Here is a 22,611-nt window from a genome sequence, read left to right as displayed (position 1 = left end):
ATCCTTCGTTTCTTGTAACTGATTCCATGTTTTTGACGCTCTATCTTGTAAGTGCTTACATAAACGGAAACATCTTATACAATGAAGGTGTTAAATCAAAAGAGGTGACCAAAATGAACATAAAAAAAGTAATTTTAGCGAATAGCATTGAAATAGAAAGAGGAGGCGGAAAGATATGAAAAAATCAACTGTTAATCCATGGTTCGTTGTCCTTGGCACAGTTATAGTACAAATGGGGCTTGGAACGATATATACATGGAGTTTATTCAATCAGCCTTTAGTTAGTAAATACGGTTGGAGTCTTAACGCTGTTGCGATAACTTTCTCAATTACTAGTCTTTCTTTAGCATTTTCAACTTTATTTGCGAGTAAATTGCAAGAAAAATGGGGACTTCGTAAACTTATTATGATAGCTGGATTAGCATTAGGACTAGGGTTAATACTTAGTTCACAAGCGTCTTCATTAATATTGCTTTATGTACTAGCAGGAGTTGTTGTAGGTTATGCAGATGGTACAGCATATATCACTTCACTATCAAATTTAATAAAGTGGTTTCCAGAGCGTAAAGGTCTAATTGCTGGTATTTCTGTCTCTGCATATGGTTCAGGTAGCTTAATCTTTAAATACGTTAACGCACAGTTGATTGAATCAGTTGGTGTATCGCAAGCATTTATATACTGGGGTTTAATTGTTACAGCTATGATTGTAATTGGTGCTTGTTTAATTCATCAAGCTGCAGATCAAGGAGCAGTTCATGAAACAAAAACTAAGGAATACACAACGAAAGAAATGTTAGGCACAAAACAAGTATACTTATTATTTATCATGTTATTTACATCATGTATGAGTGGCTTATACTTAATTGGTATGGTAAAAGACATTGGTGTTCAACTTGTAGGACTTAGCGCAGCAACAGCAGCTAATGCGGTGGCTATGGTTGCAATCTTTAATACATTAGGTCGTATCATTTTAGGACCGTTATCGGATAAAATCGGGCGTTTAAAAATCGTTACTGGTACTTTTGTTGTTATGGCGAGTTCAGTCTTAGTTCTAAGTTTTGTAGATTTAAATTACGGTATATACTTCGTATGTGTAGCAAGTGTAGCGTTTTGCTTTGGTGGAAATATCACTATTTTCCCAGCTATTGTTGGTGATTTCTTCGGTATGAAAAACCATAGTAAGAACTACGGAATTGTGTATCAAGGATTTGGATTTGGGGCGCTTGCAGGTTCCTTTATCGGTGCACTTCTAGGTGGATTCAAACCAACGTTCATGGTGATCGGTGTATTATGTGTCGTGTCATTCATTATCGCAATTTTAATTCAAGCACCTAAACAGAAAAAAGAACACGAAGAAGAGTATCGCAGCGTAGCGTAAGTATACAAATCTTCTATAACACTATGATTACGAAAAAGCATCCTATTCTATTAATTAGGATGCTTTTTTTTATGAGTTATTTTAACAAGGTTAAATTACTTTTGGGATTTTTATAGATGTAAAAGTGAGTGGAACACCCATTTGGATTATATTGGAATATGATAAATTGATACATGGCATTCGAAATATATATTAAATCTTAAATGATAAAGAAGACATTCGTTAGTATTTGTAAGATATATTTTCAGAAAAATATTGAGAAAATATATACTTGAGTTTTTCATAAAGCATTGTAAATGAACGTATCTCTAGTTTGTCTTCTTCAATTTTAAAAAGAGGATTTGGAATTTTATTTATAATATAAGTACATTTAATACGTTTACATATGATTTTATTAAGAAGCATTAAAATACTTTGTCTGAAAAATAAAAAAAGATTGACAAGTTTATTGAGAAACATTATCATTTCGGTGTAAGATAGTAAATGAAAAACATTATCAATAAAATGGATTTTAAAGTAATGCGCACTTGACCAATTAGTTTAGTAAGTGTATTATTTTTTACAACACAACTGATAATGAAAATCAATATCATTGGTGTTACTTAATGAAATTAATGTTTATGTGAAAGGATAGAGAAAATGAACTTAGGGGAATTTGATGGGAAAACAGTTTTAGTAACAGGTGCAGCACAAGGCATAGGCAGTGTTGTTGCCAAAATGTTTTTAGAAAGAGGAGCCACAGTTATTGCGGTTGATCAAAATGAAGAGGGGTTAAATGTACTCTTAAATCAAAATGAATTAAATAATACACGTATGAAAACGTTTCGTTTAGATGTGAGTGATAGCGCTGCTGTTGAAGACATGGTAAATCATATTGCAAATGAAATAGCGCCAATAGATATTTTAGTAAACGTTGCAGGGATTTTGCGTATGGGACCAATTCATTCGTTAAGTGATGAAGATTGGAATAAAACATTCTCTGTAAATACTACAGGGGTTTTCAATATGTCCCGAACGGTAAGTAAAAATATGATGTTAAGAAAATCAGGGGCAATTGTTACAGTCGGTTCAAATGCGGCAAATACGCCGAGAATGGAGATGGCTGCGTATGCTGCGTCAAAGGCTGCAACGACGATGTTTATGAAATGTTTAGGACTAGAGCTTGCGGTATACAATATACGCTGCAACTTAGTTTCTCCAGGTTCTACTGAAACTGAGATGCAAAGATTACTATGGGCTGATGAGAATGGAGCTAAAAATATAATTGCTGGTTCTCAAAATACATATAGACTCGGAATTCCATTACAAAAAATTGCACAACCTTCAGAAGTTGCTGAAGCAGTGTTATTTTTAGCCTCAGATAGAGCAAGTCATATTACAATGCACAATTTATGTGTCGATGGCGGTGCTACGTTAGGAGTTTAATAAAAATTCAGGAGGTTATTATATTATGAATGAACATATAGCTGTAAAGGAATTGTCAGAAAAACTTTTAGAAGATTATAAGACTGAATCTTCATTCTTTTTCGCTTCACCAACTCGAACTATATTAGCAGAAGGAGAGTTTACTACAGTAAAGCATCGTGAAATTGAAAATTTCCCAGAGCTTGTGCAAGCGACATTAAGTAATGCGAAACAAGCTGGAAATCCAAATCCTATCGTTGTGGGTGCTTTGCCATTTGATCGTAAAAAAGAAGTTCAACTTATGGTACCAGAATATAGTAGAATTTCTGAGCGTTTACAATTGGATACAACAAATCAGCTTGAAACAAATGAGAACGTAACATTTGAAATGACGCCAGTACCAGACCCTGAAGTTTATATGAATGGTGTGAAGCAAGGAATTAAAAAAATACAGGACGGTGATTTAAAGAAAATCGTTCTATCTAGATCGTTAGATGTTAAATCTTCCGAAAAGATTGATAAGCAAAAACTTCTGCGAGAATTAGCAGAACATAATAAGCATGGTTATACATTTGCTGTGAATTTACCGAAAGATGAAAAAGAGAACAGTAAGACGCTAATTGGAGCAAGTCCTGAATTGCTTGTTTCACGTAATGGTATGCAAGTTATTTCTAATCCGTTAGCTGGTTCAAGGCCACGTAGTGAGGACCCAGTAGAAGATAAAAGAAGAGCAGAGGAATTACTTTCTTCTCCAAAAGATTTACATGAACATGCGGTAGTAGTTGAAGCGGTTGCCGCTGCACTTCGTCCGTATTGTCATACATTACATGTTCCAGAAAAGCCATCAGTTATTCATAGTGAAGCGATGTGGCATTTGTCTACAGAAGTGAAAGGTGAACTTAAGGATCCAAATACTTCTTCTTTACAATTAGCAATTGCCCTTCATCCTACGCCAGCAGTTTGCGGAACTCCGATGGAAAAAGCAAGAGAGGCTATACAGCATATTGAGCCATTTGACCGCGAGTTCTTTACAGGAATGCTAGGATGGAGCGATTTAAATGGAGATGGAGAATGGATTGTTACAATTCGTTGTGCTGAAGTACAAGAAAATACACTTCGTTTATATGCAGGAGCTGGAGTTGTTGCTGAGTCAAAACCAGAAGATGAGTTAGCAGAAACATCGGCTAAGTTCCAAACAATGTTAAAAGCTTTAGGGTTAAGAGATAGTTCACTTAATGAAAAATAGGGGGAAGAAAGAATGCTAGTAGGTTATACGGAATGGCCAAAAGAATTTGCAGATCGTTATCGAGAAGAAGGGTGTTGGCTTGGTGAAACATTTGGAGGAGTGTTAAGAGAGCGGGCTGAGAAATACGGAGATCAAATCGCGGTTGTAAGCGGTAAGACGCATATAACGTATAGTGAACTTGATAAAAAGGTAGATTGTTTAGCAGCAGGTTTACTGAGTTTAGGAATAAAGAAAGAGGACAGAGTTGTAATCCAGTTACCTAACATTATCGAGTTTTTCGAAATATGTTTTGCACTATTTCGAATTGGAGCGCTTCCTGTCTTTGCACTACCTTCACATCGAAGTAGTGAAATTAGTTATTTTTGTGAGTTTGGCGAGGCGAACGCTTACGTTATTTCAGATAAGGCTCTCGGTTTTGATTATCGAAAACTAGCAAGAGAAGTGAAAGAGAAAGTGCCAACTTTACAACGTGTAATTGTAGTGGGGGAAGAAGAAGAGTTTGTGAACATAAATGATCTGTATATGGATCCCGTCTCATTACCAGAAGTTCAGCCAAGTGATGTTGCATTTCTCCAATTATCAGGAGGGACAACAGGTCTTTCTAAATTAATTCCTAGAACACATGATGACTATATTTATAGTTTACGTGTAAGCGCTGAAATTTGTAATTTGAATGCAGAAAGTGTCTATATGGCAGTTCTTCCAGTAGCACACAATTACCCAATGAGTTCTCCAGGGACATTTGGAACTTTCTATGCGGGTGGAAAAGTGGTATTGGCAACTGGTGGTAGTCCAGATGAGGCATTTGCTCTCATCGAAAAAGAAAAGGTTACAATTACAGCGCTCGTTCCGCCATTAGCAATGATTTGGCTTGATGCTGCATCTTCTCGTAATGCCGATTTATCAAGCCTAGAGGTTATTCAAGTAGGTGGTGCTAAGTTTAGCGCTGAGGTTGCAAAACGTATACGTCCTACATTTGGATGTACGTTACAGCAAGTATTCGGTATGGCGGAAGGATTAGTGAACTATACAAGATTAGACGATCCGGAAGAAATTATTATTTATACACAAGGTAGACCAATGTCTGCACTCGATGAAGTACGAGTTGTTGATGAAAATGACAACGATGTAAAACTTGGCGAAGTAGGTAGTTTATTAACACGAGGTCCATATACAATTCGTGGTTACTATAAAGCCGAAGAGCATAATGCACGATCATTTACAAAGGATGGGTTTTATCGCACAGGTGATCTTGTAAAAGTAAATAAACAAGGATACATCATTGTAGAAGGAAGAGATAAAGATCAAATTAACCGTGGTGGTGAGAAAGTTGCTGCGGAAGAAGTTGAAAATCATCTATTAGCACACGATGCAGTTCATGACGTAGCAATTGTATCTATGCCTGACGATTATTTAGGTGAACGCACCTGTGCTTTTGTTATAGCTCGCGGACAAGTTCCGGCAGTAAGTGAATTAAAAATGTTTTTAAGAGAACGTGGTATCGCGGCTTATAAAATTCCAGATCGAATTGAATTTATTGAATCATTCCCGCAAACAGGAGTCGGAAAAGTCAGCAAAAAAGAACTACGTAAAGTCATTGCTGAAAAACTAATTATAGTAAAACAATAATAAAAACCGGAAGGAAGTGATTAGATGGCTATCCCATCTATTTCAGTATATAAAATGCCAATTGAATCAGAACTACCAAAAAATAAAGTGAATTGGACACCAGATCCGAAACGTGCAGTACTTTTAATTCATGACATGCAAGAATATTTTCTTGATGCATATAGCGATAAAGAATCACCAAAAGTAGAACTTATTTCAAATATTAAAATGATAAGAGAAAAATGTAAGGAACTTGGTATACCAGTTGTTTATACAGCACAACCTGGTGGGCAAACGTTAGAACAACGAGGTTTATTACAAGACTTTTGGGGTGACGGTATTCCTGCTGGACCAGATAAAAAGAAAATTGTTGATGAACTTACTCCTGATGAAGATGATATATTCCTAACAAAATGGAGATATAGTGCATTTAAAAAGACAAATCTATTAGAAATTTTAAATGAACAAGGAAGAGATCAACTCATTATTTGCGGTATTTATGCGCATATTGGCTGTCTTTTAACAGCTTGTGAAGCATTTATGGATGGTATAGAGCCGTTCTTTGTAGCAGATGCAGTTGCTGATTTTTCACTAGAGCATCATAAACAAGCATTGGAGTATGCATCTAATAGATGTGCAGTAACGACATCAACAAACCTACTGTTAAAAGATTTACAAAGTGTAAAAGGTGATGAGAGTAAAGGAATCACTATACAGGAAGTGCATGAACTAGTTGCACAACTACTTCGTGAGCCAGTAGAGAGTATTGATATTGATGAGGACTTATTAAATAGAGGGCTTGATTCGGTCAGAATTATGAGTTTAGTAGAGAAATGGCGTCGTGAAGGGAAAGAAATCACTTTTGCAGATTTAGCAGAACGTCCAACTGTTGCAGGTTGGTACAGTTTACTATCTTCACAAACAGCACAGGTGCTGTAACAAATAGACTACATAATAAAGGGGTAGTAAAGAATGCCTAACAGTCAAAAGATTCGTCATTCGTTATCATCTGCGCAGTCTGGTATGTGGTTTGCGCAACAATTAGATCCGCTTAATCCGATATATAATACTGGGGAATATGTAGAAATAAATGGAAATATTCATCAAGACATTTTTGAATTAGCTGTACGTAAAGTTGTAATGGAAGCAGAGGCACTTCACGTTCGCTTCGAAGAGGATGAAATTGGCCCATGGCAAGTTGTTGAAGAATCACAGTTTCATATGCATTTTATTGACGTTCGTAAAGAAGAAAACCCTGAAGAAGCTGCTAAAGTATGGATGAAAAATGATTTATCTATACCAGTCAATTTGAAAAAAGATATATTATTTACTGAAGCACTTATTCAAGTTGAAAATAATCGTTTCTTTTGGTATCAGCGCATCCATCACATTGTGATGGATGGCTATGGATTTTCACTTCTTAGCCAAAAGGTAGCGAATGAGTATACATCACTTATAGAAGAAACAAACAAGAGTCAAAAGCCATTTGGTTCTCTTGCAAAAGTCGTGCAAGAAGATATTGAGTATCGTGAGTCTAAACAATTTCAGGAAAATCGTACTTTTTGGTTAGAAAAGTTTGCGGATGCCCCAGAAGTTGTAAGTTTGGCAGAACGAGCACCGAGAACATCAAATGGATTTTCACGAGAAACAGCTTATTTATCTAGTTCTAGCACGAAAACTTTACTAGAAGATATCAATATTTCGTTAACAAGTTGGCCGGAATTCATTGTCGCTGTAACAAGTATTTATATGCATAAATTAACAGGTGAAAATGATATTGTTTTAGGTTTACCGATGATGGGACGTCTAGGTTCTGTATCTATTCATACACCAAGTATGGTAATGAATTTAGTTCCACTTCGTATTACAGTAACTCCAAATATAACTCTTGCGGAATTATTGCAGCAAGTTTCTAAAGAAATTCGAGATGTACGTCACCATCATAAATACCGTCATGAGGAATTAAGAAGAGACTTAAAGTTACTAGGTGAAAATCAAAGGTTGTTTGGACCGTTAGTGAATGTTATGCCTTTTGATTACGGGCTTAATTTTGCTGGAAATCGTGGTATTACACATAACTTATCAGCAGGACCTGTAGATGATTTATCGATAAATGTATATAAACGTTTTGATCAAAATGAGCTAATGATTCATTTTGATGCGAATCCCGAAGTATATAATGGCGCAGAGCTAGCATTGCATAAAGAAAGATTTATGAATCTATTTGAATTAGTAATAAATAATTATGAGAAAAACGAGTCGATTGGAAAAATAAACATTACTCTGCCTGAAGAAAATCATAAAGTTTTATTGGAATGGAATGAAACGAAGGAAGATGATGAGTTAATTAGTCTACCTATATCATTTGAAAAACAAGTGCAAAAAAATCCAAATAAACTAGCGATTACTTGTGACAGTGTAAACCTTACGTATAAAGAGCTAAATGAACGAGCGAATGAACTAGCACATTATTTAGTAGAAGAAGGAATACGACCAAATCAGTTTGTAGCTTTAGTATTCCCTAGATCAATAGAAATGGTAGTTAGTATGCTAGCAGTCGTAAAGGCTGGTGCAGCGTATTTACCAATAGATCCAGAATACCCAGCAGAAAGAGTTAATTATATAGTAAATGATGCAAAACCAGTTTGTATCATAACACATTCATCTGTTTCATCTAAGTTAGTTATAGAAAATGATATGAAAAAAATTGTATTAGATGATGAAGAAACGAAAATAGCGTTACATACATATTCTCGTATGAATATAGCATGTAAGAATGATGTATCACTTTTAAACCCAGCCTATACAATATATACTTCAGGCTCAACAGGAAACCCAAAAGGTGTAATTGTTCCTATGAGAGGTTTAAGTAACTTTTTAATGGCTATGCAACAAAAGTTTTCATTAAATGAAAATGATCATTTATTAGCAGTTACAACGTTTGCGTTTGATATTTCTGCTCTAGAAATTTATTTACCTCTTATTAGTGGTGCAAGTTTAACAATTGCGCAAAAAGAAGACATACAAGAGCCATCAGCATTAACGACACTTTTACAAGAAGAAAGAGTGACCATTATGCAGGCTACACCGACGCTTTGGCAGGCGTTAGTAACTGATTATCCAGAAAAGCTACAAGGGCTAAACATACTAGTTGGTGGTGAAGCTCTTCCAGCGCATTTAGCAAATAAATTAAAAGAATTAGGTTGCTCAATAACTAATTTATATGGACCAACTGAAACGACGATTTGGTCTACTTTCATGAACATTGATGCAGGTGAAAAGGGTATACCTCCTATCGGAAAGCCAATTTGCAACACAGAAGTGTATGTATTGGATGCAGGGTTACAACCAGTTCCACCTGGAGTTATTGGGGAATTATATATTGCAGGTGAAGGACTTGCAAGCGGATATTTAGGAAAACCTGAGTTAACAGCTGAACGGTTTGTTGCAAATCCTTATGGAGAATCAGGGAAGCGCATGTACCGTACAGGAGATCTTGTGAAATGGCGTAGTGATGGTGCGTTAGAGTACATTAGTCGCGCAGATCATCAAATTAAAATTCGTGGATTCCGAATTGAATTAGCTGAAATTGAAACGGTATTACAACGACATGAAAATATTCAACAAGCGGTAGTAATGGTACGAGAAGATCGTCCCAATGATAAACGCATCATTGCGTATATCGTTGCAGAAGAAAAGGAACCGATTAATCTTTCAGAAATTCGTTCTTATGTTTCAGAAAGTTTAGCGAATTATATGATACCATCGGCATTTGTTGTGCTAGAAGAATTACCATTAACGCCAAATGGTAAGGTTGACAGAAAGAAATTACCTGCTCCTGATTTTAATGGAATGAACAATGAGAGGGTTGCTAGAAATCCGAAAGAAGAAATATTATGTGATTTATTTGCAGAAGTACTTGGTGTTTCTCGAATTAGCATTGATGATAATTTCTTTGAAATGGGTGGACATTCACTTCTCGCATCTCGTTTAATGGCAAGAATTCGTGAAACGTTAAGTGTGGAATTAGGAATTGGGAAACTATTTGAATCACCAACTGTTGCCGAACTGGCGAAACAATTAAACCATGCAAAAAGTGCAAGACCAGCTATTCAGAAAGCAAGTAGGCCAAATGAAATTCCACTTTCATTTGCACAGCGCAGGTTATGGTTCTTAAATTGTTTAGAAGGTCCAAGTCCTACTTATAATATTCCGCTAGTCATTCGTATGAATGGAATATTGAATCGGGAAGCATTACAAGGTGCTTTTTATGATGTAGTTGAGAAACATGAAACACTTAGAACAATTTTCCCTAACGTATTAGGTAGTTCCTATCAGAAAATTTTAGATATGGAAAACTTAAATCTAGAAATGGTAATAACTAATACATGTAAAGATGAATTAGAAAGTGTACTTTCAAAGGCGGTAAGATATAGTTTTAACCTCGATATTGAGCCGGCAGTTCGTTTGCAACTTTTTACAGTGAGTGAAACCGAACATGTATTATTAATTCTATTGCATCATATTGTAGGTGATGGCTGGTCATTACAGCCGTTAACGAGAGATTTTACAGCGGCGTATAAAGCACGATGTCAAGGTGACAGAGTTCAGCTGGAGACACTACCCGTTCAATACGCAGATTATGCACTTTGGCAACAGCAATTGCTAGGTGATGAAACGACACCAGAGAGTCTTATTTCAACACAATTAGATTTTTGGAAAGAAGAACTTAAAGGTTTACCAGACCAAATGGAGTTACCTACAGATTTCCAGCGTCCAATTGAGACGAGTTACCGCGGGGAAACAATTCATTTTCATATAGATGAAGGTATGCATAGTAGGTTAGTAGAGCTTGCACGTAAAAATGGAGTTAGTTTGTTTATGGTATTGCAAGCAGGGCTTAGTGCACTATTTACAAGATTAGGTGCAGGAACTGATATACCAATTGGAAGTCCGATTGCTGGAAGAAATGATGATGTACTTTCAGATATTGTTGGTTTATTTGTAAATACATTAGTGTTACGTACAAATACTTCAGGAGATCCAAGTTTTAAAGAATTATTAAATAGAGTGAAGCAGGTAAATCTTGCAGCTTATGAAAATCAAGATGTTCCATTTGAAAGGCTTGTTGAAGTGTTAAATCCAGTACGTACTCGAAACAGCCACCCGTTGTTTCAAGTTATGTTAGCTTTTCAAAATACACCAGAAGCAACGTTTCATGCACCAGATTTAGAAGCGAGCCTTGAAATTCAAAGCGTTGGTTCTGCAAAATTTGATTTAACATTTGAAATTAGTGAGAGTAACGGGGTTGATGGTACTCCGAACGGTTTACATGGATTACTAGAGTTTAGTACCGATTTATATAAACGTGAAACGGTTCAAAAACTAATAGAACGATTCATTTTGTTATTAGATGATGCAGCTACAAATCCGGATCAATCAATTGGCAGATTAGAAATATTAACTGTAGCAGAGAAAAATACAGTGTTAGAAAAATGGAATGGTGGTTTTCAAATTGTACCAGAGATGACATTGCCACAATTGTTTGAAAAGCAGGCTCATATAAATCCAAATTCTATAGCTGTTGTCTTTGAAGATAAGAAATTAACTTATGAAGAGTTAAATAGAAAAGCAAATAAAATAGCTCGATTCCTAATAGCAAAAGGGATTGGTCCTGATCAACTCGTTGCTTTAGCGATGCCAAGATCATTAAACATGGTTGTAAGCTTATTAGCTGTTCTTAAAGCTGGTGCTGGATACCTTCCGTTAGATCCAGATTACCCAGCAGACCGCATTTCATTTATGCTACACGATGCGAAACCATCATGTGTTTTAACGAATTCAGAAGTGGAAATTGAATGTGATGAGGCACTAAAAGTTTTAGTTGATGATGTGAAAGTAATAGCAGAAGTTGAGAAATATAGTGATGACAATATTGATGAAGTGGAACGAATTAAGCCATTATCTCCATCACATATTGCTTACGTTATTTATACGTCAGGCTCAACGGGTAGACCGAAAGGCGTTATGATACCTCATCAAAATGTAGTAAGACTTTTAGGAGCAACTGATCATTGGTTCCAGTTTGACGGAAACGATGTTTGGACGATGTTCCATTCATACGCTTTTGATTTCTCGGTTTGGGAAATTTGGGGACCTTTATTATACGGAGGGCGTTTAGTTGTAGTGCCACATACTGTAAGTCGCTCACCGAAAGAATTTTTACAGCTTCTTGTTAAAGAAAAGGTTACGGTTTTAAACCAAACTCCATCAGCGTTCTATCAATTGATGCAAGCAGATCGTGAAAATGAAGAGATTGGCCAAAAATTATCTTTACGATATGTTGTTTTTGGAGGAGAAGCACTTGAGCTAAGTCGCTTAGAAGATTGGTATAGTCGATATCCTCATAACGCACCAAAGCTTATTAATATGTACGGTATTACGGAGACGACAGTACATGTTAGTTATATTGAATTAGATGAAACTATCGTCTCTTTACGAGCAAATAGTTTAATTGGGTGCAGTATACCTGACCTTAAAGTGTATGTGTTAGACAACTATTTACAACCAGTGCCACCTGGAGTAGTTGGAGAAATGTATGTTGCAGGTGCAGGGCTTGCGCGTGGATATTTAGGAAGAGCAGGATTAACGGCTGAACGCTTTATCGCAGATCCATTTGGAAAGCCAGGTACAAGAATGTATCGTACAGGAGACTTAGCTCGCTGGCGTAAAGATGGGACGCTAGATTATATAGGACGTGCAGATCATCAAATAAAAATTCGTGGATTCCGAATTGAATTAGGAGAAATAGAAGCAGTCACAATGAAGCACCCTAAAGTTGAGCAAGTAGCCGTTATTGTACGGGAAGATCAGCCAGGGGATAAACGGTTAGTTTCTTATATCGTTGCATCAAATAATGAAGCGATTGATACGAATGAAATGCGTCAGTTTGCTAGTGGTAGTTTACCAGATTATATGGTTCCATACGCTTTTGTAGTAGTAAATGAGTTACCTTTAACTCCAAACGGTAAGTTAGATAGAAAGGCATTGCCAGCTCCAGAATTTATTGCATCATCTTCTAGTCGTGGTCCAAGAACACCGCAAGAAGAAATGTTATGTGACTTGTTTACAGAAGTGCTAAGTGTACCTCAAATTGGAATTGATGACGGATTCTTTGATCTTGGTGGCCATTCACTCCTTGCAGTGCAGCTTATGAGCCGCATTAAAGAGGCGCTTGGAGTGGAACTAAACATTGGTACTTTATTTGCAGCACCGACTGTTGCAGGGTTAGCTGAAAGACTTGAGATGGGGAATGGTCAAAGTGCACTTGATGTGTTGCTTCCATTACGAGCAAGTGGGGATCAATTACCACTATTTTGTGTACATCCAGCAGGTGGATTAAGTTGGTGCTATGCAGGACTTATGAAATCTTTAGGAACAGATTATCCAATCTATGGTGTACAAGCACGTGGTATCGCTAAAAATGAAGAACTTCCAAAAAGTTTAGAGGAGATGGCGGCGGATTACTTGAAACACGTTCGTGAAGTACAGCCTCATGGACCATATCGTTTATTAGGTTGGTCGCTTGGAGGAAATGTTGTGCATGCAATGGCGGCGCAACTACAAAATGAAGGGGAAGAAGTAGAATTACTCGTTATGCTTGATTCTTATCCTGGACACTTCTTACCGAATACGGAAGCGCCTACTGAAGAGGAAGCGTTAATCGCATTACTCGCTTTAGGAGGATATGACCCAGATAACATGGATGGTAAACCACTTACAATGGAAAGTGCAGTTGAAATCCTTCGTAAAGATGGAAGTGCATTAGCAAGTCTTGAAGAAGAGACTATATTGAACTTGAAAGAAACATATGTAAATTCAGTAGGGTTGTTAGGGAAATATGTACCGAAAGTTTATAACGGAGACATCTTATTCTTTAGATCTACTGTTATACCAGACTGGTTTGATCCTATTTCTCCAAATACGTGGCTAAATTATTTAGATGGGCAAATTGTGCAGCATGATATTGACTGTAGACATAAAGATTTATGTCAGCCAGGTCCACTTACGGAAATTGGACAAGTATTAGCGAAATATTTGCAGAATAAGAAAGGGGTAAGTAGAGTATGACGAATCCATTTGAAAATGATAATTACACATATAAAGTATTAATAAATGAGGAGGGCCAGTATTCTCTCTGGCCTGCTTTTCTCGATGTACCTATTGGCTGGAGTGTCGTATATGAAGAAGCTAGTAGGCAGAGTTGCTTAGAATATGTTGAATATAACTGGAAAGATTTGAATCCAAAAAGTAATCAAGTTCGTGAAAAAACATTAGCAGGAAAACGATAATGAAAGCAAAACTAAATCCAAAAGTAGTCGTAAGTATCGTTTATATAACTGCGATGTTTATGGCTGCGATGGATGCAACGATTGTAAATGTAGCACTACAAACGATAAGTAAAGAACTGCAAGTACCTCCATCTGCAATGGGGACGGTTAATGTTGGGTATTTAGTTAGTTTAGCTGTTTTCCTTCCGATTTCTGGTTGGTTAGGAGATCGATTTGGTACGAAAAGAGTATTTTTAATTGCTCTTTTCGTATTTACAATTGCCTCTGCTTTATGCGGAATGGCTAACGATATTACTTCATTGAATATTTTCCGTATTATTCAAGGTGCTGGTGGAGGGCTTTTAACACCGGTCGGAATGGCGATGTTATTTCGAACATTTTCACCAGAGGAAAGACCGAAGATTTCTCGGTTCATTGTACTTCCAATTGCTGTAGCACCAGCAATTGGTCCTATCATCGGTGGTTTCTTTGTAGATCAAATGTCTTGGCGTTGGGCATTTTATATTAATCTACCGTTTGGAATCGTTGCATTGCTCTTTGGACTTCTATTTTTAGCAGAGCATGTTGAAAAATCAGCTGGTCGCTTTGATTCTCTCGGCTTTATTTTATCAGCACCAGGATTTGCGATGCTCATATATGCACTCAGCCAGGGACCATCAAAAGGGTGGATTTCTCCAGAAATTATGAGTACTGGGATAGCTGGGGTTGTATTCATTACATTGTTTATAATCGTAGAACTGAAAGTAAAGCAACCAATGTTAGATTTACGCTTATTAAAAGAACCAGTCTTTAGAAAGATGAGCCTTATATCATTATTTTCATCAGCTGGTTTACTAGGAATGTTATTTGTTTTTCCACTTATGTATCAAAATGTGATAGGAGTTTCCGCGCTAGAATCAGGACTTACGACATTTCCAGAGGCGATTGGATTAATGATTTCTTCACAAATTGTGCCATGGTCATATAAGAAATTAGGAGCTCGAAAGGTAATTTCTATAGGATTAATTTGTACGGCGATTATCTTTGTTTTATTAAGTTTTGTAAATCACGATACGAATCCGTGGCAAATTCGGGCATTATTGTTTGGTATCGGTATTTTCTTAGGTCAATCTGTCGGTGCGGTTCAATTTTCTGCCTTTAACAATATCACGCCGCCTTCCATGGGGAGAGCGACTACTATATTCAATGTGCAAAATCGATTAGGTTCAGCGATAGGAGTAGCTGTTTTAGCTAGTATACTAGCTGGTTTTGGAAGTAATAACGTTCAATCCGATTTTTTACCATATCAAGCAGCATTAATTGGATCAGCAATATTTTTGCTCATAGCACTACTATTTTCTTTACGTATTTCCGATAAAGAGGTAATGTCAAATAAGAAAGAAAAAACATTATCTGTATCAAAAAAAGAGAAAGCACTCGTCAATGAATAACAATATACGTATGCTTTTTTATGAAAATTGATATTCGTTGAATAAAGGAGAGTTTACATGATAGAAAGTAAAGTTGCAGATTCTGTTCCAACTTTGAATGAGAATGATTGTCAAATATGGTGGGCAAGAATTTCAGATTTACAATCATGGCATTACAATTTACTAAATGATATAGAGCGAGAGAAAGCAAATTCGTATCATCATTCGGCAGATCGAGCTCGTTTTATAATAGGTTGCGTAATTAGTAGATTAGTTCTCGGCAAGATACTTTCTATGTCACCAGTCCAAGTACCAATTGATCGAATGTGCTCCGTATGTAAATTGCAACATGGTAGACCACAATTACCAGAAGGTATGCCGCAATTATCTGTTTCGCATTCAGGTGAGTGGGTTGTCGTTGCATTTACAAAATCTGCACCTGTTGGCATAGATGTAGAACAAATGAATCCAAATGTAGATGTTGTGAAAATGGCAGAAGGTGTATTAACAGACATTGAAATAGCGCAAGTTATGAAACTACCAAATGAACAGAAAATAGAAGGTTTTTTAACATATTGGACTCGAAAAGAAGCGGTGCTGAAAGCGACAGGCGAAGGACTATTGATTCCACCAGTACATATTACAGTATCAGCTCCAAATAATCCTCCAAAATTGTTAGTTTTTAAGGATAAGCAAGAGTTGGCAGATAATACAATGATGGAAGATGTAAGACCTAGTTTAGATTATATGGCTTCTGTTGCAGTATTCAGTAAGGAAGTGACTGAAATTACGCAATTAGACGCGGTAGCACTTTTAAATCTTAAATAAAAAAATTATAGAAGAGGTGTTCCTCATGTTAGTGGCGGAAAATAGAAAGAATGAATTCACTTATAACATACAAGCAATTAAAAATATTTTATTTTCTGGAGATACATCATCCATTCACGCTTTAGAAAAGCTTTTAAATGATACAGTTCAGTTTGATGTTCTTGAACAAGAGGCACTTGGTAGACAGTACATTCCGAAAGAAGCAAAGAATTTCTTTGATAAAGATGGAACATTTCTTTACCGTGTATCTAATGTTAGTTATAAAGGCAAGGTGTTATCTGAAAATCTAATTTTTGCAGACACTTCGTTTTTACCGGACGCAATAAAGAGTGAATTAGAGAGTGGAAATATTCCTGTTGAAAAGCTTATAGAAAAGATGGAAGTAAGAAGAAACGTATTATATGAAGGATATCAGCCATCTGGAAATATTATCGAATTGTTTGATGGATGTTCTGTTACAGCGAATGTGTATCCAACTAGAAAGTATCAAATTGTCAGTAACTGCAAATGTGTATTTTATATTTGTGAAGTGTATCATGCAGAGAATATAAAGCAATTGCTTAAATAAAAACAAGAAACCAGCCTATAAAATGGCTGGTTTCTTGTTTATTTAACAGCTTCTTTTAATTCTTTACCTGCTTTAAATGCAGGAACTTTACCAGCTGCGATTTGAATTTCTTCGCCAGTTTGCGGATTACGTCCTGTACGAGCAGATCTTTCGCGCACTTCAAAAGTTCCAAATCCGATTAATTGAACTTTATCGCCAGATTGTAATGCATTAGCAATTGTGTCAAATACGGATTGTACAGCTGCAGAAGCGTCCTTTTGAGAAATATCAGCTGATTGTGCTACGTTTTTAATTAATTCTGTTTTGTTCATGTTTTCACCTCATAAAAAAATTTTTGGAATGAATGTTTTAGTATAATAGATAGTAAAGATAAAGCTATCACTATGATTAGAAAGAATACTATATAATTATGTTAATTTCGTTGCAAGAGACTGAATCCCTTCTATTATTTGGGGATTAATTAAGAATCGATGCATATAAAAAGCTTTAGTATGAGGATGAGGGGGAGTATACGAATGATTTTTCGTGAAAAAAATGAGAAGGAAAGTATATTAATTCGTCAACATGATCATGGTTTTTTAGCTGGAGAGATTGCAAAGCATATAAAAGAACACTTTTTTGAAGGTAAAACATATTTAAAAGAAACAGTTGATGCAATATATGAGCATGACAGAGGATGGATAGAGCTTGATAAAGTACCAATTTTAAATGATGCTAAAAATATTCCATATACATTTATGGATTGTCCAAGCCCATTACGTTTTGTTTTTTATACGATTGGTTTGAATGAAATTGAAAATTCTAATCCATACGGGGCATTGCTTTGCAGTAAACATTTTTTATCATTTCCACTAAACGAGGAAGATGAAGAGATGATGTCATTTTATAAACATGAATTAGAACGACAAAAAAGAATTTTGAAAACGTTAACAAAGGAACAGTTTGCGATGTTTGATAAACATTATAGATTATTAAAGTTTTGTGATGAACTTTCTTTATACGTATGTATGAATAAGCCTGGTGTAAAAAAGAAAGATGAAATTGATTTATTTAAAGATGGTTTTGAAGGAACAGAAATGTTTAATAGTAAGGATGAGAAACTTATTCAAGCTGAATGGGTGGACGAGGAAACAATTCGGATTACACCATTTCCATTTCAAACGGAATTTCATACGTATGTAAAATATAAAACGATAAATAAACATGAAATGAAAGAAAAAGGGATTGCAAAGGTTGATAGAGAATCGGAAACGAAGAAACAAATTATTCGTTTCATACAATAGGGAGGTAATATAAATTGAAAGATTATATATTAAAACAGTTTGATTACCATGCTTGGGCTAATACTAGATTATTCAATCGATTAAAAGAGTTACCAAACTATGAGACAATTTTTAATGAGCAGATACAGAGTGTATTCCCATCCATTAAGGATACTTTTGTGCATATTTATATTACAGATCAAGTGTGGTTACACATATTGCATGGTAAAAGTATGAATGAAGCAATACAAGACCGAGAAAATTTACGAAAACAAATTGAAACTAAATCGTTACATGAATTAGAAAAAATGTTTGAAAACATGGCAAATCAATATAAAGACTTTTTAATTACAATACAAGACGTGAATGCTTTATTTGTTATTGAGAACCCATATGCAGAGGCATTAGAAACTTCAATTTTAGAGTTAGTACAACATGTCGTAAATCATGGTACATATCATAGAGGAAATATAACAGCGATGATCCGTCAACTTGGTCATTCGTCGACAATGATGGATTTTGTACTGTATTTACATATGGTTAAAAAGCAGGGAGAGTAATATAGTTTGTAAGAAGGAGAGGCTTTAATTATAGAAGTCTCTCCTTCTATTTTATCCCGCATTCATGGTAGATCGACTGATTAAAGTTTTCTTAAGAAGCTTTATTTTCTTGTAATTGCTTAGCGTATTGTACAGCCTTAAATGCATTGACTCTACCATTTTTCCAGTACGTACCTGTACCGCTAATTTTATCAGAAGTTGACTCAATAATTTGGCGAATTTGTGTATTGCTATATCCTTGATTTGCTAAAAGGGCAGCGACTCCTGCAACATGAGGTGTTGCCATAGATGTACCACTTAATGATTGATACGTGCTTCCTTTATATGTGGAATATATATTTGAACCTGGTGCTGCAACATCTACCCAGCTACCATAAGTAGAAAATGAAGATTTTCTATCTGCTTGATCCGTAGAAGCAACTGCAATCACTTCGCTGTAATAAGCAGGGTAATTAGCTTTTGTATTTCCAGCATTTCCAGCAGCTGCAACTATAACAGAGCCTTTATTCCATGCATATTGAACGGCTTGTTGTAATGCAGTACCACCATTTGGAGCTCCTAAACTTAAACTAATTACTTTTGCACCCGAATCAGCAGCTTCTCGAATACCTTGCGCTACAGCATCAAGAGTACCACTTCCTTGATTATCTAATACGCGGACAGCATAAATTGAAGTTTGTGGGGCAACACCAGCAATTCCGACACTGTTATTCGTAAGTGCTCCAGTAATTCCAGCGCAATGTGTACCATGACCATTACCATCATCAGATTTATTGTCATTATCAACATAATCATGCCCGTAAATTACTTTTGAAGCCAAATCGGGATGTGAACCTTGAACTCCTGTATCAATAATAGCTACTTTTACACCAGGATCACTTCGTTGGCTATCCCAAGCTTGTGGAGCTTGAATTTTTTGTAATCCGTATTGATTGTTAAAATATGGGTCGTTTGGAGTCCAAAAGGCGTGAACGTAATAATTCGCTTCTGCATATTCTACATCTGGATTATTTTTATAACTCTTTATTTTTTCTTTTACAGTACCTTTTGAAAATTGAACGACTTCAAAACCTAATTTATCATCTTTAGATAAGACATTAGCTCCGACAGATTTATGAAAAGATTGCACATTACTTAAAGATGCATTTTGCTTGAACTTAACGATTAATTGGTTAGGAACGTAATCAGTAGATGATGTTTCAGCGCTTGAAGTATTCGTGTTAAAGAAGAAACCACCAATGATAAATGATAAAACTGATAGGAAAACAATGATTTTGTTTTTCAAAAGATTTTTCCTCCCTTTTCTTGGATGAGTTTTTCAGCGACACTTTAATGTCGCATTCCTTTTCAACTATATAGTTAGACCATACGATTTATGACATTTATGTGAAAAACTTTTGGAGGAATAAAAAGGAGTAAACATTGATATAAATATATTTTTAATGATAGTAATTAAGTAAAAGAGGGGATGAAAAAAGGAATGCTCATCATGTATGAGTCATTCCTTTTTTCATAGATTAACTTGCCTGTTTTTTATTATTTTCTTTCAATTTCTCTGCTTGTAAAAAGCGATTCGTTTCAGCAACAACAATACTACTTAATCCAATTAGACCAATTAAGTTTGGAATGGCCATAAGTCCATTTGCAATATCAGCAAATGTCCATACGATTCCTAGCTTTAAATTAGCACCAATTGCAATCATGACGATAAAGATTGCTTTATAATATTTAACAGCACTTTCTCCGAATAAATAAGCTACACATTTTTCTCCATAATACGACCAGCCTAAAATAGTAGAGTAGGCAAATAAAATAATTGCGATACCGAGAATCATACTACCAGCAGTACCAAATACAGATTGGAATGCAAGTGTTGTAGCTTCAACGCCTGTTTTACCAGATTTCCAAGCACCTGTAGTAATTAATACTAGTCCTGTAATTGTACATACAATAAACGTATCTAGAAAAGTACCAGTCATTGAAACTAAAGCTTGCTTTGCAGGTGAATCAGTTTTTGCAGCCGCTGCAGCAATTGGTGCACTCCCTAAACCAGCTTCGTTCGCAAATACACCACGCGCCATTCCGATTTGAATAGCTGATGCAACTGTTGCCCCAATAAAACCACCAGCAGCTGCTGTACCATTAAATGCACCAGAAAAAATAAGTAAAAATGCTTCTGGAATTTGGTCGTAGTGATAGAAAATAATTATAAGACCAGCAATTATATAAAAGAAAGCTTTAATAGGAACGACATATCCCGTCACTTTCCCGATTTTTTTTACACCGCCTAAAATAACAATTGCGATTAAAAATGCCATTAGTATACCAGTTAAAGCAGGAGGGAAAGAGAAATTAATTCGCATTGCCTCTGCAACTGAATTAGATTGCACCATATTACCAATACCGAAAGAAGCAGTTGTACCGAATATAGCGAATAATACTGCCAGCCATTTCTTACCTAAACCACGTTCTAAATAATACATTGGTCCACCTGAATATTCACCATTTTCATTACTAACACGGTATTTCACTGCAAGTATTGCTTCAGCATACTTTGTTGCCATACCGAACAATGCGGTAATCCACATCCAAAATATTGCACCAGGTCCACCTATAGTAACAGCTGTTGCAACACCAGCGATATTTCCCATACCAATCGTTGCGGCCATAGCTGTCATAAGTGCTTGGAAGTGACTAATATCTCCAGAAGAAGAGGTATCTTCTGATTTTTTAAATGCTAGTTTGTGAGCGTATAATAGTTTACTAAACTGTAAACCTTTTAAACGCACTGTGAGAATGACACCAGTTCCAACGAGTAGCAACAAAGTTGGTAATCCCCACACGTATTGATTCAGTTGTTCTAATACTTTACTTACTGTCTCCATCTTTATTCTCCTTTTTTAGAAAAAATAAAAACCACTTCAAGTAAATGAAATGGTCTCTGGAGAAACAAGGGATAGAAAAATAAACCGATACAATCGGCTTTTTCTTTCGCTTGTCTCTGTCCTTTTACCTGAGAGATTATCCGCTAAAGTAGCGGATTTGCTCCTTCGGTGCTCGTTTTCCTCCGCGCTATATAAAAGCGAGAGGGAGTCTCTCCAGAGATTCGTCCCCATGCAGTTCTACTTGTAACCAAGACCTGAGAGTTTCAAAGTTGGTATAACAACTTTTTGCCCCGTCGGTAGATCAATAGACCTTCTCCTGAATGGTTCATCCGAATTATAAAATTTACAAACACATTGATTGTAAATCAATAAAAACATTATAGACATACAAATTGTGAATTGCAATCATTTTTTATTTTAAAATAGTAAATAGTTTTATTTTTTTGTAAGTCCTAATTTATCTTCAACTTCATTTAAAGTAGATAAAGCGATGACAATATGTTGATCCGCAAGTCCTAAAGCTTGTTTTGTTTTTTCAATAGTTTCATTGGTTGGAGTAGAGTTATTTGCTCCGTCTATAATCAAATTTGCTGCATTTTTCATGAAATTTGATGCGGATTTAAACTGATTTGTGAATTGAAGTAGTTGTTTTTGTATATCTATATTTGTTATGTTTTCTTCAATTTTAAGCGTGTCTATTTCGTTCATAATTGTTTCATACCGCTTGGAAACGGCATTCATTGTAACTAATAGTTTATTTCGATCTACTGAATCTCCATTCGTGTTAATCTCTTCCCAGGCAGGCAACCAATCTTTTTCGATGATGTTATTATAAGTAGTAGTCAATTCATTAATTTTAGGTTGTAATTTCGTTTTGAAAGTTTTTGTATCCGCTGTTTCTACAGGTGCTTTTTCGTTGTTATTTTTAACATTAGTAACGTAGAAAATTGTACTGAAAATGATGAAAATAGAAATAATAACTGTCCATTTAGTAAAAAGTAATTTCTGCAATATGTAACGCCTCCAAAATTTAAAAACTTATAATTATAATATATAACAATAATGTTGTTTTAAGTAGAGAAAATAGGTTGGAAATGATTTAAATTATATCT

16 protein-coding genes and 1 riboswitch are annotated in these 22,611 nt (G+C 35.6%); of the genes, 12 read left to right on the top strand and 4 right to left on the bottom strand.

The features are described 5' to 3' along the window. Window positions 1–175: 175 nt before the first annotated feature. The 10 genes from MR170_RS06665 to MR170_RS06620 all read left to right on the top strand — a co-directional run bounded on the left by MR170_RS06665 (window position 176) and on the right by MR170_RS06620 (window position 16,792). Window positions 176–1,378: an L-lactate MFS transporter gene (locus tag MR170_RS06665; RefSeq protein WP_000750109.1), complete on the top strand. Its 1,203-nt coding sequence runs from the start codon at window positions 176–178 to the stop codon at window positions 1,376–1,378. Window positions 1,379–2,017: 639 nt separating this feature from the next. After that, a complete protein-coding gene (dhbA, locus tag MR170_RS06660) occupies window positions 2,018–2,803 on the top strand; it encodes a 2,3-dihydro-2,3-dihydroxybenzoate dehydrogenase (RefSeq protein WP_242307796.1) in 786 nt (261 codons plus the stop codon). Window positions 2,804–2,828: 25 nt separating this feature from the next. Continuing rightward, entirely contained in the window at window positions 2,829–4,028 is a 1,200-nt protein-coding gene (gene dhbC, locus MR170_RS06655; protein WP_242307794.1) for an isochorismate synthase DhbC, read from the top strand. Window positions 4,029–4,040: 12 nt separating this feature from the next. After that, a complete protein-coding gene (locus tag MR170_RS06650; RefSeq protein WP_029442250.1) occupies window positions 4,041–5,657 on the top strand; it encodes a (2,3-dihydroxybenzoyl)adenylate synthase in 1,617 nt (538 codons plus the stop codon). Between the two features lie 24 nt (window positions 5,658–5,681). Then, entirely contained in the window at window positions 5,682–6,575 is an 894-nt protein-coding gene (locus MR170_RS06645) for an isochorismatase family protein (protein ID WP_088114356.1), read from the top strand. Between the two features lie 33 nt (window positions 6,576–6,608). Beyond that, complete coding sequence (locus tag MR170_RS06640) at window positions 6,609–13,766, top strand: amino acid adenylation domain-containing protein (protein WP_242307793.1); 7,158 nt, start codon at window positions 6,609–6,611, stop codon at window positions 13,764–13,766. After that, entirely contained in the window at window positions 13,763–13,987 is a 225-nt protein-coding gene (locus MR170_RS06635) for an MbtH family protein (protein WP_000184060.1), read from the top strand. Before MR170_RS06640 ends, MR170_RS06635 begins: the two co-directional genes overlap by 4 nt. Continuing rightward, window positions 13,987–15,417: an MDR family MFS transporter gene (locus tag MR170_RS06630; protein WP_000644934.1), complete on the top strand. Its 1,431-nt coding sequence runs from the start codon at window positions 13,987–13,989 to the stop codon at window positions 15,415–15,417. Before MR170_RS06635 ends, MR170_RS06630 begins: the two co-directional genes overlap by 1 nt. Window positions 15,418–15,474: 57 nt before the next feature. Beyond that, window positions 15,475–16,224: a 4'-phosphopantetheinyl transferase Sfp gene (gene sfp / locus MR170_RS06625; protein WP_016081714.1), complete on the top strand. Its 750-nt coding sequence runs from the start codon at window positions 15,475–15,477 to the stop codon at window positions 16,222–16,224. 25 nt (window positions 16,225–16,249) lie between these two features. Then, window positions 16,250–16,792: a hypothetical protein gene (locus MR170_RS06620; protein WP_000959120.1), complete on the top strand. Its 543-nt coding sequence runs from the start codon at window positions 16,250–16,252 to the stop codon at window positions 16,790–16,792. Window positions 16,793–16,830: 38 nt separating this feature from the next. Here the strand turns inward: MR170_RS06620 and MR170_RS06615 are convergent, their stop codons facing one another. Further along, entirely contained in the window at window positions 16,831–17,103 is a 273-nt protein-coding gene (locus tag MR170_RS06615; RefSeq protein WP_001043905.1) for an HU family DNA-binding protein, read from the bottom strand. 204 nt (window positions 17,104–17,307) lie between these two features. Here MR170_RS06615 and MR170_RS06610 point away from each other — a divergent pair, with 204 nt between their 5' ends. Beyond that, entirely contained in the window at window positions 17,308–18,075 is a 768-nt protein-coding gene (locus MR170_RS06610) for a DUF3891 family protein (RefSeq protein WP_016081712.1), read from the top strand. Between the two features lie 14 nt (window positions 18,076–18,089). Beyond that, on the top strand, window positions 18,090–18,614 hold the full coding sequence (locus tag MR170_RS06605) for a DinB family protein (protein WP_016081711.1): 525 nt from the start codon (window positions 18,090–18,092) through the stop codon (window positions 18,612–18,614). A 91-nt stretch (window positions 18,615–18,705) separates the two neighbouring features. Here MR170_RS06605 and MR170_RS06600 read toward each other — a convergent pair whose 3' ends face one another. From MR170_RS06600 to MR170_RS06590, 3 genes are all read right to left on the bottom strand, one after another. Then, window positions 18,706–19,899, bottom strand: a complete 1,194-nt coding sequence (locus MR170_RS06600) for a S8 family peptidase (protein ID WP_242307790.1) — start codon at window positions 19,897–19,899, stop codon at window positions 18,706–18,708. Between the two features lie 232 nt (window positions 19,900–20,131). Further along, a complete protein-coding gene (locus MR170_RS06595; protein ID WP_016081709.1) occupies window positions 20,132–21,499 on the bottom strand; it encodes an alanine/glycine:cation symporter family protein in 1,368 nt (455 codons plus the stop codon). 106 nt (window positions 21,500–21,605) lie between these two features. After that, window positions 21,606–21,726: riboswitch (glycine riboswitch) on the bottom strand. A 208-nt stretch (window positions 21,727–21,934) separates the two neighbouring features. Then, the gene (locus tag MR170_RS06590) at window positions 21,935–22,510 is read right to left on the bottom strand and encodes a hypothetical protein (RefSeq protein WP_097911767.1); all 576 of its coding nucleotides are present in this window, start codon (window positions 22,508–22,510) and stop codon (window positions 21,935–21,937) included. Window positions 22,511–22,611: the final 101 nt, after the last annotated feature.

Origin of the sequence: Bacillus cereus group sp. BfR-BA-01524 (assembly GCF_022662595.1) — a bacterium.
GTDB classification, from domain to species: domain Bacteria; phylum Bacillota; class Bacilli; order Bacillales; family Bacillaceae_G; genus Bacillus_A; species Bacillus_A thuringiensis_S.
Note: the sequence above shows the minus strand (reverse complement) of the source record. Positions and strands in the feature narration are given on the sequence as shown.

Coding starts and splice junctions, on each gene's coding strand:
- MR170_RS06610 (WP_016081712.1), top strand. CDS start 17,308: ATGATTTTTCGTGAAAAAAATGAGAAGGAAAGTATATTAATTCGTCAA.
- sfp (WP_016081714.1), top strand. CDS start 15,475: ATGATAGAAAGTAAAGTTGCAGATTCTGTTCCAACTTTGAATGAGAAT.
- MR170_RS06650 (WP_029442250.1), top strand. CDS start 4,041: ATGCTAGTAGGTTATACGGAATGGCCAAAAGAATTTGCAGATCGTTAT.
- MR170_RS06645 (WP_088114356.1), top strand. CDS start 5,682: ATGGCTATCCCATCTATTTCAGTATATAAAATGCCAATTGAATCAGAA.
- MR170_RS06640 (WP_242307793.1), top strand. CDS start 6,609: ATGCCTAACAGTCAAAAGATTCGTCATTCGTTATCATCTGCGCAGTCT.
- dhbC (WP_242307794.1), top strand. CDS start 2,829: ATGAATGAACATATAGCTGTAAAGGAATTGTCAGAAAAACTTTTAGAA.
- MR170_RS06665 (WP_000750109.1), top strand. CDS start 176: ATGAAAAAATCAACTGTTAATCCATGGTTCGTTGTCCTTGGCACAGTT.
- MR170_RS06635 (WP_000184060.1), top strand. CDS start 13,763: ATGACGAATCCATTTGAAAATGATAATTACACATATAAAGTATTAATA.
- MR170_RS06595 (WP_016081709.1), bottom strand. CDS start 21,499: ATGGAGACAGTAAGTAAAGTATTAGAACAACTGAATCAATACGTGTGG.
- MR170_RS06620 (WP_000959120.1), top strand. CDS start 16,250: ATGTTAGTGGCGGAAAATAGAAAGAATGAATTCACTTATAACATACAA.
- MR170_RS06630 (WP_000644934.1), top strand. CDS start 13,987: ATGAAAGCAAAACTAAATCCAAAAGTAGTCGTAAGTATCGTTTATATA.
- MR170_RS06615 (WP_001043905.1), bottom strand. CDS start 17,103: ATGAACAAAACAGAATTAATTAAAAACGTAGCACAATCAGCTGATATT.
- dhbA (WP_242307796.1), top strand. CDS start 2,018: ATGAACTTAGGGGAATTTGATGGGAAAACAGTTTTAGTAACAGGTGCA.